The organism is Paracoccus sp. TOH (assembly GCF_030388245.1).
Lineage (GTDB): Bacteria > Pseudomonadota > Alphaproteobacteria > Rhodobacterales > Rhodobacteraceae > Paracoccus > Paracoccus simplex.
In genome coordinates, this window is the sequence record NZ_CP098361.1 from 309,358 (window position 1) to 321,335 (window position 11,978).

An 11,978-nucleotide genomic window follows, 5' to 3' on the forward strand; every position below is an offset into this window, starting at 1 on the left:
GCTGATCTGTCGATTAGCGGATGTTAGCGGTAACATCAAGTCCTGCAATCCGATCCTCATGGTCAGTCCTGTTCCCGACGGGGGGTTCCATGCGCGGCGGGCGGCAAAAAGGCCGGCGATTCCGGGGTTTCCAGCCGGGCGATGGCCTTGGCAAGGCGCGGCAGCCGGGCGCGGCGCATCAACTCGTTGCGGCTCAAGGCGCCGCCGGCGGCGCGGGCCCGCGCCTCGGTCGCGGCGATGGCCGCGAGCACGGGTTCGGGTGCCTGCAGGTAAAGGTCGCGCAGGAATTCGTCGGGGTGGATCGCCCGCAGCCCGGCCGGGGCCAGCCTCCGCGCCGGAAAATCGCGCAGATTCGCAGTGACGATGGCTTCGGCCCCCGCCGCCAGCGCGCATTCGACCACATGCCGGTCGGCCGGATCGGGCAGGTCGAAGCCAAGCACGCGCTGCCCCGGTTCGACCAGCGCTTGGGGAAAGCGCGATTCCAGCAGCGCGATCTCGACCCCGGCATCACTGCCCTGCCGGGTGGCGGCATGGCGCCATTCGTCCAGGATGCGGCGCGACCACAGCGGCTGAAACCGCCCCGCCGCCGCCGTGTCGATCAGGATTTCCCGCAACACGGTCGGGAACAGCACGCAGGCGTCCAGAACCGCCTTCATCCGTCCAGCCGGAAGAACAGCGCCTTGAGATAGCCGGTCTCGGCCAGCTGCGGCAGCGTCGGATGGTCCGGCCCGGCCTGGCCGGTATGCAGAAGCTGCATCCGCCGCCCGCCCCGGCCGATGCCGCGGGCGCTGGCATTGCGGAAGGCGGTCAGGTCGGCGGCATGGCTGCAGGAACACAGGCCCAGATAGCCGCCCGGCGCCACCAGCGGCGCCGCCAGCTTCGCCACCCGCTCATAGGCGCGCAAGCCCGCCTCCAGCGCCGGTTTCGAGGGCGCAAAGGCCGGCGGGTCGCAAATCACCAGGTCAAACTGCGCGCCCTCGGCGGCCAGCGCCTCCATCTGCTCGAAGGCGTCGCCCTGGCGGGTGGTCAGCCGCGACTCGGCGCCCATGGCGCGCGCACCGCCCCGCGCCAGGTCCAGCGCCGCGGCCGAGCCGTCGATGCAGATGGCCTGGGTCGCACCTGCCGCCAGCGCCGCCAGGCCGAAGCCGCCGACATGCGAGAACACGTCCAGCACCCGCTGGCCGCGCGCCAGCCGCTGCGCGAAGGCGTGGTTGGGACGCTGGTCATAGAACAACCCGGTCTTCTGCCCCTGCGTCAGATCGGCAAGGTAAATGGCGCCGTTCATCGGCACTTCGACAGGGCCGGAAACCGCGCCCGACAGCACCTCCATCCGCTCGGGCAGGCCCTCGAGCCCGCGCACCCGGCCCTGGCCGTTCAGGATCACCGTCGAGACCCCGATCATCTGGCGCAGCGCCGCGGCGATCTCCTCGACCATGCGCTCGGCCCAGGCGGCATTGGGCTGGAGCACCGCGGCATCGCCGAAACGGTCGATGATGGTGCCGGGCAGGCCGTCGGCCTCGGCATGGACCAGCCGGTAGAAGGGCGCATCGAACAGCCGTTCGCGCAGCGCCAACGCCCGCTGCAATCGCGCGGCGATCCAGTCGTGGCCGATCCGCGCCTGCGGGTCGGGATCCATCATCCGGGCGATGATCTTCGATTCGGGATTCACCGTGACCAGGCCCAGCGGCCGGCGCTCGGCATCCTCGAGCAGCGCGAAGCTGCCTGCCGGGATGGCGCGGGTGCGCCGGTCGGTGACCAGCTCGTCGGCAAAGACCCAGGGAAAGCCGTGGCGGATCGCCTGCGGCTTGGATTTCGGGCGCAGTCGGATGATGGGCAGATCGGCGGTCATGGCGGCCTCGTGCAAAACGCGGCAGGATTGCCACGACAGACGCCGGCGGGCAAGAGCGGGCCGGTTGCAATGTTACCGCTAACAGGATACATTGGCGCCAAAGGAGAAGCGAGCCATGACCCTGCACGCCACCATCGACCGGGTGACCGACCGCATCCGCGAACGTTCGATCCATAGCCGCAGCGCCTATCTGGCCAAGATCGCCCGCGCCGCCGAGGAAGGGCCGCGCCGCGCCCATCTGTCCTGCGGCAACCAGGCCCATGCCTATGCCGCCATGCCCGACAAGCAGGATCTTGCCACCACCCGCAAGCCCAATATCGGCATCGTCACCGCCTATAACGACATGCTCTCGGCCCATCAGCCCTATGAGCGTTACCCCGACCTGATCCGCCGGGCGGCCCATGCCGCCGGCGCCACGGCGCAGGTGGCGGGGGGCGTGCCGGCGATGTGCGACGGGGTGACGCAAGGCCGGCCGGGGATGGAGTTGTCGCTGTTTTCCCGCGACGTGATCGCGCTGGCCTCGGGCGTGGCGTTGTCCCATGACACCTTTGACGCCGCGCTGTATCTCGGCGTCTGCGACAAGATCGTGCCGGGGCTGATCATCGCCGCCGGCACCTTCGGCCATATCCCGGCGGTCTTTGTCCCGGCCGGGCCGATGCCCTCGGGCCTGCCCAACGACGAGAAATCCAAGGTCCGCCAGCAATTCGCCACCGGCGAGATCGACCGCGAGGCGCTGATGGCGGCCGAGATGGCCAGCTATCACGCGCCGGGCACCTGCACCTTCTACGGCACCGCGAACACCAACCAGATGCTGATGGAATTCATGGGCCTGCATCTGCCGGGGTCGAGCTTCGTCAACCCGAACACGCCGCTGCGCGAGGCGCTGACCAGCGCCGCCGTGACGCGCGCCGCCGCGATCACCCGGCTGGGCAACGACTACCTGCCGGCGGGCGAGGTGCTGGACGAGCGCGCCTTCGTCAATGGCATCGTCGGGCTGATGGCGACCGGCGGCTCGACCAACCTGGTGCTGCACCTGCCGGCCATGGCGCGTGCGGCGGGGGTGATCCTGGATCTCGAGGATTTCCACGACCTGTCCGAGACGGTGCCGCTGATGGCCCGGGTCTATCCCAACGGCCTGGCCGACGTGAACCATTTCCACGCCGCGGGCGGGCTCGGCTTCATGATCGGCCAGTTGCTGGAGGCGGGGCTGCTGCACGAGGATGTGCGCACCATCGCCGGCGGCGGGCTTGGCGCCTATGCCAGCGAGCCGAAGCTGAAGGACGGTCGTATCGAATGGGCCGAGGACGCGCGCGAGACGCTGAACGACAAGATCCTGCGCCCGGCCGGCCATCCCTTCGCCGCCACCGGCGGGCTGAAGCAGCTGTCCGGCAATCTGGGCCGCGGCGTCATCAAGGTCTCGGCCGTGGCGCCCGAGCGCCATGTCATCGAGGGCCGCGCCCGGGTCTTCGCCGACCAGGAGGAGGTGAAGGCCGCCTTCAAGCGCGGCGAGTTCACCGAGGACGTCGTGGTCGTCGTCCGCTTCCAGGGCCCGCGCGCCAATGGCATGCCCGAGCTGCATTCGCTGACCCCGACCCTGGCGGTGCTGCAGGATCGCGGCCTGCGGGTGGCGCTGGTCACCGACGGGCGCATGTCCGGCGCCTCGGGCAAGGTGCCGGCCGCCATCCACATCTCGCCCGAGGCCGCCGATGGCGGGCCGCTGGCGCGGCTGCGGGACGGCGACGTGGTCCGGCTTGACGCGGTGCAAGGCACGCTGACCTGCCTGGCCGAGGGCTTCGAGGAGCGCGCGCCGGCCAAGCACGATCCCGCACATTCGGCCGAAGGGCTGGGGCGGGAGCTGTTCGCCGCCTTCCGCCGCCATGTCGGCCCGGCCACCGAGGGCGCGGCGGTGGTGGTCTGAACCGCGGCCGGCCATTCCGATCCTCCGGAAGGGCGGTCAATGCTCGCAGCGCGTCGCGAGCATGTGACCCGCATCGGTCCCGGCGCCGTCCGCCTGCCCCGGCCATGGCGCGCCGGGCACGCGGCGCGGCAGGCGGATCACCTGCCCCATGCCCGCCGCCCCGGGCAGCATCTGGCGCAGCGGCCCGGCCTCCTCGGCCGGTTCGCGCAAGAACATCACGTTCAGGCAGACCTGCCCCTGATCGTCACGGATCGGGCAGATGCGGGCATCGACCCGGAACCGCCGGCGCGACCCGGCAAGCTGCGTCAGCCCGTGAATGCGCGAGTCGCAGCCCCCTGGCGCCTCCAGCACCTGCCGCAGCCGGATCGGCACCGTTTCCGACGGGTCCAGCAGCATGACGACCGACCGGCCGATCAGCTCTTGCCGGCGATAGCCGCTCATGTCGAGACAGGTCTGGTTCACCGCCACGATATGGCCGGCAAGATCAAGGATGAGCACCGCGCGATGCGTGCCCATGGCGCGCAGGGCCCATTCGAGGGGGAGGTCGAGCCGCCGGATTTCGGTCATGCGGTACTCCTGCAAGGGGTTTCCGGCATGATTGCGGCAAGAGGCTAAGATTCCGTTAGCGCGCCAGGAATTTCTCTCACGCTTCGGTCGCCGGGCCGAAACGCTCGATCATCCGCTTGCGGATCTGGTCGCGCACGGTGCGGTAAAACGCCAGCTTGGCCTCGCGCCCCTCGGCCAGGCCGCTGGGGTCCATGATCGGCCAGTATTCCACGTCCAGATGCGAAACCCGTGTCAGTTCAAGAGCTTGCCTTTGGCTGGCCGGCGACAGCGCGATCACCAGATCGAAGCTGGTCAGATCATCGCCCCAGGCCTTCATTTCCTCGAAGGACCGCGAGCGGTGGGTGGACAGCTCGACGCCGATCTCCTTGCAGACGGCGATGGCGAAGCCGTCGATCTCCATGTCGTTCCTGACCCCCGCCGATTGCACATAGGCGGCGCGGCCGTAGAACTTCTTCATCATCCCCTCGGCCATGGGCGAACGGATGGCGTTGTGATCGCAGCAGAACAGCACCGAATGGGGTATCGGTCCGGCCACGAATCACCCCGGGATCAGGGCGCAGATCAGGGTGAACAGGCGCCGCGCGGTGTCGATATCGACCTCGGCCTTGCCTTCCAGCCGCTCCTGCAGGGTGCGGGCGCCCTCGTTGTGGATGCCGCGCCGGGCCATGTCGATGGCCTCGATCTGCGCCGGCGGCAGCCGCTTCACCGCGTCGAAATAGCTGGTGCAGATCTGGAAGTAATCCTTGACCGTCTGCCGGAACGGGCCCAGCGACAGGTGGAACTCGGCCACCTTGCCGCCGGATTCGGTGGCGATGTCGAAGACCAGCCGCTTTTCGCGCACCGCCAGGGCCAGCGCATAGGGGCCGGCGGGAACCTCTTGCCCGTCGCGGCCGGGCAGCACGAAGCTGTTATCCTCGAGCAGGTCGAAGACCGCGACGCGGCGCTCCTGCTCGATCTCGGGGGTGGCCGGCGGCAGCACGCTGTCGTCGATGTCGATTCGGCACAGCCGGTCCGTGGGCTGGCTCATGACTGCCCCCTGTTCAAGGCCGCCAGCCGCGCCGAGACCGAGCGGCCATGCGCCGACAGCCCTTCGGATTCGGCCAGCCTTACCGCGGCCGGGCCGATCGCCCCCAGCGCCTCGGGCGAGAGCCGGGCCAGCGTGGTGCGCTTGAGAAAATCCATCACCGACAGGCCGGAGGAGAACCGCGCCGAGCGCGCCGTGGGCAGGACGTGATTCGGGCCGCTGACATAATCGCCCACCGCTTCGGGCGTCCAGCCGCCCAGGAAGACCGCCCCGGCATGACGGGTCTTTTCCGCCAGCGCCTCGGGGTCGTCCACGCAGAGCTCCAGGTGCTCGGGCGCCAGCCGGTCGGAAAGCGCCGCCGCCTCGTCGAGGTCGCGGGTCACGATCACCGTGCCATAGTCGCGCCAGCTCGCCCCGGCCACCGCGGCGCGCGGCAGGGTCGGCAGGATGCGCTCGACCTCGGCCACCACGGCGCGGGCCAGGGCTTCGTCGGGGGTGATCAGGATCGACTGGGCATCGGCGTCATGCTCGGCCTGCGCCAGCAGATCCAGCGCCAGCCATTCCGGGTTCTGCGCGCCTGCGGCGATGATCAGCACCTCGGAGGGACCGGCGATCATGTCGATGCCGACCCGGCCGAAGACCTGCCGCTTGGCCGCCGCGACATAAGCATTGCCCGGCCCGGTGATCTTGTCCACCGGGCGGATGGTCCGGGTGCCATGGGCCAGCGCCGCGATGGCCTGCGCGCCGCCGATGCGATAGATCTCATCCACCCCGGCCAGTTCGGCCGCCAGCAGCACCAGCGGATTGACCACCCCGTCGGGGGTCGGCACGCAGATCACCAGCCGCTCGACCCCGGCGACCCGCGCCGGGATGGCGTTCATCAGCACCGAGGAGGGATAGCTCGCCTGCCCGCCCGGCACATAGAGGCCGGCCGCCGAGACCGGGGTCCAGCGCCAGCCCAGGGTCGCACCCTCGGGATCGGTCCAGCCCAGGTCGTCGGGCATCTGCCGGGCGTGATAGGCGCGGATGCGGTTCGCAGCCATGGCCAGCGCGGCGCGGTCCTCGGCGGAAACCTTCGCGATCTCGGCGGCGATCTCGGCTTTCGAGAAGGCCAGGGTCTCGGGCGTCAGCACCAGACGGTCGAAGCGCTTGGTCAGCTCGACCAGGGCGGCATCCCCCCGGTCGCGCACATCGGCGATGATCGCCGCCACGGCATCGTTCACATCCGCCGCATCCTCGCGCTTCATGGACAGAAGCGCCGAAAAGCGTTCGGCAAAATCGGGTTGGGCGCTGGAAAGATGGATGGGCATGGCTCGGGCCTTCAATGACCCGCCCTTGTTAACGGCTCGGACCAAGGGGCTCAAGCGGCTATGGCGCGGCCGGGCCCGTCGATGCAGCGCGGGTTCGCGTCTTTGGGAAGCGGCGAAATCGCGCGTTCTCGGCGGCCTTCAAATGCTCATGCCATCTTGCGACCGGCGCCATGCCGGACCCGGAAGATCCGCCGGATCAGTTCTCGGGATGCTGCGGCACGCGGCGCGAGGGGGCGACATAGGGCCGGGTCACGTCGCGCAGTTCGACATTCAGGCATTCCACCTCGATCGCCAGCGTGCCGTCGCCGGCGAATTCCAGCAGCAGGCGGCCGGTGCCGTCTTCGCCCGGCTGCCAGGTCAGCGCCAGCAGTTCCAGGATCAGGTCTTGGTCCTTGCGGTCGATGCCGTCGCTTTGCACCCGCCGCACGTCCGAGATCAGCAGCACCGACCGCACCCGCTCATAGGGGCGGCCGTCGCGGCGGGCGAACTCGGCATCCTCCCAGCGGAAACGGTTCAGCAGCAGCGCCAGCTGGCGATGGCGGCCGTCATAGGCGATCTCGGTCACCGGCAGGATGGCATCCTGCGCCAGGGCCGAGATCACCGTCAGGTCGTCGGCATCGCCGGCCAGCAGCGCCAGCGGTGCGGGATCGGCATCGGTGAAACGGGCGTCAGCCATCGGCGGGGGCCTCCTTGATGCGTTCGATATCGGCGCCGACGCCGCGCAGCTTGCGCACGACCTTCTCGTAGCCGCGATCCAGGTGATAGACCCGGCTGACGATGGTCTCGCCCTCGGCGGCCAGCCCGGCCAGGATCAGACTGACCGAGGCGCGCAGGTCGGTCGCCATCACCGGGGCGCCGCGCAGCTTTTCGACGCCATGGACGGTGGCGTGGCCGCCATGGACCTCGATCCGCGCGCCCATGCGCGCCAGTTCCGGCGCATGCATGAAGCGGTTCTCGAAGATCTTCTCCTCCAGCACCGAGGTGCCCTCGGCGGTGCAAAGCAGCGCCATCATCTGCGCCTGCAGGTCGGTCGGGAAGCCGGGGAAGGGTTCGGTCACCACGTCCACGGCCCGCACCCGGCCGTTCTTGCGCGAGACCTTGAGGCCGCGGGCGGTCTCGACCACCTCGATGCCGGCCGCGTCGAGCTTTTCGCAGAAGGCAGCGACCAGGTCGATGCGGCCACCGAGGCACTCGACCTCGCCGCCGCAGATCGCCGGGGCCAGCATGTAGGTGCCCAGTTCGATCCGGTCGGTGACCACCGGATGCGTGGCGCCGCCCAGCGCCTGCACGCCCTCGACGGTGATGGTCGACGTCCCCTCGCCCTCGATCTGCGCGCCCATGCGGCGCAGGCATTCGGCCAGATCGACGATCTCGGGCTCGCGCGCGGCATTGTTGATGACGGTGGTGCCGCGGGCCAGCGTCGCCGCCATCAGCGCGTTCTCGGTCGCCCCGACCGAGACCAGCGGGAAGTCGATCACCGCGCCCCTGAGCCCGCCGGCGGGCGCCTTGGCGTGGACATAGCCCTCGCGCAGGTCGAGTTCCGCCCCCATCGCCTCGAGCGCGCGCAGGTGCAGGTCGACCGGCCGGGCGCCGATGGCGCAGCCGCCGGGCAGCGACACGACCGCATGGCCGTCGCGTGCCAGCATCGGCCCCAGCACCAGGATCGAGGCACGCATCTTGCGCACGATGTCGTATTCGGCGCGGTGGCTGGTCAGGTCGTGGCTGGACAGCGCCAGCACCTGCCCATCTTGCAGGCTGGCCACCTCGGCCCCCAGCGACTGCAGCAGCGCGGTCATGGTGCGGATGTCCGAGAGCCGCGGCGCATTGGTCAGGGTCAGCGGCTGGTCGGTCAGCAGCGTCGCCGGCATCAGCGTCAGGCAGGCGTTCTTGGCGCCGGCGATCGGGATCTCGCCGCTCAGCGGCCCGTTGCCCCTTACAATGATCTGGTCCATCTAATCCTCGTTCCCGGGCGTCTGGCCGTTTGCCGGCATCTCTGGCCCGTGCTGCTCGTTCGTGCTGTCTTCCGCCGTCCCGGCCCGTGCGCGGCCCTGCGCCTTGCGCCGCGCAAGATTGGCCCGCAGCGCCGCCTTGAGCCGCGCTTCGCGTGTGTCTTGCCTGGGATCGCGGGGTGTTTTCACCATGTCTTCTGTTAGCGTCCTTGCCGGCTTGCGTCCAGCGGCGGCGCGGCCGGCCGGGCGGGATCGGCGGGGAATGGCGAAATGCATTTTTTCCGACTCTTCCCCCTTGCGCGCCCGCCGCAGTCGGTCTAAAGCCCCGCCCACGATGCTGTGGTAGCTCAGTGGTAGAGCACTCCCTTGGTAAGGGAGAGGTCGAGAGTTCAATCCTCTCTCACAGCACCATTCCCCTGCTGACATTTCCAGACCATGTGCTGCGCTGGCCTCGACCCCTTCCATTTCTGGACCGCCATCGCGATCACGCTGTTTTCCGGCTTCGTGAAGGGCGCCATCGGCTTTGCCATGCCGATGATCATGCTGGCGGCGCTGGGATCCTTCCTGACCGCGCAGCAGGCGGTGGCGGCGGTGATCCTGCCGGTGCTGGTCACCAATATCCGCCAGGCGCTGCGCGGCGGCTGGCGCCCCGCCTGGCAGGCAAGCTGGGCCTATCGCTGGCATATCGGCATGGTCGTGCTGTTCATCCCGGTCAGCGCCGCCTTCGCCCCGCGGGTGCCGCAATGGCTGATGTATGCCATCATCGGCCTGCCGATCACCGTCTTCGCGCTGTGGCAGATCCTCGGCCGCAGCCTGGTCCTGCCGGTGCATCACCGCCGGCGCATGGAGATCGCCACCGGGGTCATCGGCGGGCTGATCGGCGGCGTCTCGGGCATCTGGGGGCCGCCGCTGCTGGTGCTGTTGCTGTCGCTGCACGCCCCCAAGACCGAACAGATGCGGGTGCAGGGGGTGGTGTTCTTCCTGGGCGCGGCGGTGCTGACCGTCTCGCATCTGCAATCGGGGCTGCTGAACGCCCGGACCCTGCCGCTTTCCGCCATCCTGGTGATCCCGGCCCTGATCGGCATGGGCTTGGGCTATCTGGCGCATGACCGGCTGGACGCGGCGCGGTTCCGGCGCTGGACGCTGATCCTGCTGGTGCTGACCGGCGCCAACCTGCTGCGCCGCGCGCTGGAGCTTGCGGGGCCGGCGGTGTAATCAGGGCCAAAAGCGAAAGGCCCGCCCATGACGCAATCCGCCCCGATCCCCGATCCCGCGCAACTGACCGCAAGGCTGATCCGCTGCGCCTCGGTCACGCCCGAGGAAGGCGGCGCCTTGCAGCTTCTGGCAGAGGTGCTGGGCGCGGCGGGCTTCGAATGCCGCCGCGTCGACCGCGAGGGGGTGCCGAACCTGTTCGCGCGCTGGGGGGCGAAAGGCGCGCGGACCTTCGGCTTCAACGGCCATACCGACGTGGTGCCGCCCGGCGATCCGGCCAGTTGGACGCATCCGCCCTTTTCCGGGCACGAGGCCGGGGGCTGGATCTGGGGCCGCGGCGCCACCGACATGAAGTCCGGGGTCGCCGCCTTCGTCGCCGCCGCCATCGGCTTCGTGGCCGAGACGCCGCCGCCGGACGGCGCGGTGATCCTGGCCATCACCGGCGACGAGGAGGGCCCCGGCAAGCACGGCACCCGCGCGTTGCTGGACTGGATGGCAGCCGAGGGCGAGCGGATGGATGTCTGCATCGTCGGCGAGCCCTCGAATCCCGACCGCATGGGCGAGATGATCAAGATCGGCCGCCGCGGCTCGATGACGCTGCGGATCGAGGCGCATGGCGTCCAGGGCCACGCCGCCTATCCGCATCGCGCCCGCAACCCGATCCATGCGCTGGTGCGGCTGCTGAACGAACTGACCGAGGCGCCGCTGGACGAGGGGACCGAGCATTTCGACCCTTCGGGCCTGCAGGTCACGACGGTGGATTGCGGCAACCCGGCCTCGAACGTGATCCCGGAACGGGCGCGGGCGGTGGTGAACATCCGCTTCAACGACACGCACAGCTCCGAAAGCCTCGACCGGATGATCCGTGCCCGCGCGGCGGCGGTTTCGGCCGAAACCAGGGTGGATTTCGCCATCTCGACCGATGTGTCGGGCGAAAGCTTCCTGACCCGGCCCGGCCCCTTCGTCGATCTGGTCGCCAGCGTGGTGCGCGAGGAAACCGGGCTCGACCCGGCGCTGTCCACCTCGGGCGGCACCTCGGATGCGCGTTTCGTCAAGGATCATTGCCCGGTGCTTGAATTCGGGCTGGTGGGGCATTTCATGCATCAGGTGGACGAACGCGTACCGGCCGAGCAGGTGCGCCAGCTGGCCCGCATCTATCGCCGCATCCTGGAGCGTTACTTCGCATGATCGAGAAGACCACCGACCTCGACACCTGCCGCGCCATCCGCCGCGAGGTCTTCGTCGTCGAGCAGAACGTCCCCGAGGCCGAGGAATGGGACGGTCGCGACGGCGCGGCGATCCACCTGCTGGCCCGCGACGACAGCGGCGCGGCCATCGGCACCGCCCGCATCCTGATCCAGGGCGCGACCGGCAAGATCGGCCGCGTCGCGGTGCTGCAATCGGCCCGCGGCACCGGGGCCGGCGCGGCGCTGATCCGCGCGGCGCTGGACGAGCTGCGCGCCCTGCCCGGCGTCACCCGCGCCAAGCTGGGCGCCCAGACCCATGCCATCGGCTTTTACCAGAAGCTGGGCTTCGCCGCCTACGGCCCGGAATATGACGATGCCGGCATCCCGCATCGCGACATGGCGCTGGAGCTTTGATGATCCGCCCGGAACTGGCCGAGAAGCTGCGCCCCTGGGCCGAGACCGGCGCCGCGCTGGTCGCGACCGGGTTCGGGCTGTGGCTGTTCTCGCTGGGCGGCTGGATCCTGTGGCCCATCGGCGCGGCGATCGCCGCGGCTTCGGCGCTCTGGGCACTGGATGCGCGGCGGCGGATGCGCTTCCGCCACGGCTCGCTCGGCCCCGGCATGGTCGAGCTGGACGAGGGCGCGATCCGCTACCTGTCGCCCAACCGGCTGCTGGGCGGCGAGATCGCGCTGCGCGAGCTGGCCGAGATCCGGCTGATGCGGCTGAACGGCCGCCGGCACTGGCGGCTGAAAAGCGCCGATGGCCAGGCGCTGCTGATCCCGGTGGATGCGACGGGGGCCGAGCATCTGGCCGGCGCCTTCGCCACGCTGCCGGGGATCGAGATGGGGCGCCTTTCCGCGGCCCTGGCCCAGGCGGCGCCGACGATCCAGACCGTTTGGACGAGGCCGGCGCGCGCCCGCTTGACTTGACGCGCCTCGCTTGCCACCTGTGGCACGCAAGGC

14 protein-coding genes and 1 tRNA gene are annotated in these 11,978 nt (G+C 69.9%); 6 read left to right on the forward strand and 9 right to left on the reverse strand.

From position 1 onward, the window contains the following. Positions 1-62: 62 nt before the first annotated feature. Entirely contained in the window at positions 63-656 is a 594-nt protein-coding gene (locus tag NBE95_RS12110) for an RSP_2648 family PIN domain-containing protein (protein ID WP_289895693.1), read from the reverse strand. Continuing rightward, on the reverse strand, positions 653-1,849 hold the full coding sequence (locus NBE95_RS12115; RefSeq protein WP_289895694.1) for an RSP_2647 family RNA methyltransferase: 1,197 nt from the start codon (positions 1,847-1,849) through the stop codon (positions 653-655). Before NBE95_RS12115 ends, NBE95_RS12110 begins: the two co-directional genes overlap by 4 nt. Positions 1,850-1,964: 115 nt before the next feature. Here NBE95_RS12115 and edd point away from each other — a divergent pair, with 115 nt between their 5' ends. After that, positions 1,965-3,767 carry a phosphogluconate dehydratase gene (gene edd, locus NBE95_RS12120; RefSeq protein WP_289895695.1) on the forward strand — a complete coding sequence of 601 codons (1,803 nt, stop codon included), beginning with the start codon at positions 1,965-1,967 and terminating at the stop codon, positions 3,765-3,767. 36 nt (positions 3,768-3,803) lie between these two features. Here the strand turns inward: edd and NBE95_RS12125 are convergent, their stop codons facing one another. From NBE95_RS12125 to NBE95_RS12155, 7 genes are all read right to left on the reverse strand, one after another. Beyond that, a complete protein-coding gene (locus tag NBE95_RS12125) occupies positions 3,804-4,334 on the reverse strand; it encodes a PAS domain-containing protein (protein WP_289895696.1) in 531 nt (176 codons plus the stop codon). Between the two features lie 76 nt (positions 4,335-4,410). Then, positions 4,411-4,806 carry a low molecular weight phosphatase family protein gene (locus NBE95_RS12130; RefSeq protein ID WP_289895928.1) on the reverse strand — a complete coding sequence of 132 codons (396 nt, stop codon included), beginning with the start codon at positions 4,804-4,806 and terminating at the stop codon, positions 4,411-4,413. A gap of 66 nt (positions 4,807-4,872) precedes the next feature. After that, positions 4,873-5,361, reverse strand: coding sequence for a UPF0262 family protein (locus NBE95_RS12135; RefSeq protein ID WP_289895697.1), 489 nt, complete (start codon positions 5,359-5,361; stop codon positions 4,873-4,875). Then, positions 5,358-6,668, reverse strand: a complete 1,311-nt coding sequence (hisD, locus tag NBE95_RS12140; RefSeq protein ID WP_289895698.1) for a histidinol dehydrogenase — start codon at positions 6,666-6,668, stop codon at positions 5,358-5,360. Before hisD ends, NBE95_RS12135 begins: the two co-directional genes overlap by 4 nt. 196 nt (positions 6,669-6,864) lie before the next feature. Further along, complete coding sequence (locus tag NBE95_RS12145) at positions 6,865-7,344, reverse strand: DUF2948 family protein (RefSeq protein ID WP_289895699.1); 480 nt, start codon at positions 7,342-7,344, stop codon at positions 6,865-6,867. Continuing rightward, on the reverse strand, positions 7,337-8,620 hold the full coding sequence (gene murA / locus NBE95_RS12150) for a UDP-N-acetylglucosamine 1-carboxyvinyltransferase (RefSeq protein ID WP_289895700.1): 1,284 nt from the start codon (positions 8,618-8,620) through the stop codon (positions 7,337-7,339). Before murA ends, NBE95_RS12145 begins: the two co-directional genes overlap by 8 nt. Next, positions 8,621-8,809: a hypothetical protein gene (locus NBE95_RS12155; protein ID WP_289895929.1), complete on the reverse strand. Its 189-nt coding sequence runs from the start codon at positions 8,807-8,809 to the stop codon at positions 8,621-8,623. Positions 8,810-8,953: 144 nt separating this feature from the next. Here NBE95_RS12155 and NBE95_RS12160 point away from each other — a divergent pair. The 5 genes from NBE95_RS12160 to NBE95_RS12180 all read left to right on the forward strand — a co-directional run bounded on the left by NBE95_RS12160 (position 8,954) and on the right by NBE95_RS12180 (position 11,945). Continuing rightward, a tRNA-Thr gene (locus NBE95_RS12160) sits at positions 8,954-9,028 on the forward strand. Positions 9,029-9,052: 24 nt separating this feature from the next. After that, the gene (locus NBE95_RS12165; RefSeq protein WP_289895701.1) at positions 9,053-9,832 is read left to right on the forward strand and encodes a sulfite exporter TauE/SafE family protein; all 780 of its coding nucleotides are present in this window, start codon (positions 9,053-9,055) and stop codon (positions 9,830-9,832) included. A gap of 27 nt (positions 9,833-9,859) precedes the next feature. Further along, complete coding sequence (dapE, locus tag NBE95_RS12170) at positions 9,860-11,017, forward strand: succinyl-diaminopimelate desuccinylase (protein WP_289895702.1); 1,158 nt, start codon at positions 9,860-9,862, stop codon at positions 11,015-11,017. Further along, positions 11,014-11,430, forward strand: coding sequence for a GNAT family N-acetyltransferase (locus NBE95_RS12175; RefSeq protein WP_289895703.1), 417 nt, complete (start codon positions 11,014-11,016; stop codon positions 11,428-11,430). The genes dapE and NBE95_RS12175 overlap by 4 nt, the downstream gene beginning before the upstream one ends. Beyond that, positions 11,430-11,945: a hypothetical protein gene (locus NBE95_RS12180; RefSeq protein ID WP_289895704.1), complete on the forward strand. Its 516-nt coding sequence runs from the start codon at positions 11,430-11,432 to the stop codon at positions 11,943-11,945. Before NBE95_RS12175 ends, NBE95_RS12180 begins: the two co-directional genes overlap by 1 nt. The last annotated feature ends 33 nt before the right edge of the window (positions 11,946-11,978 follow it).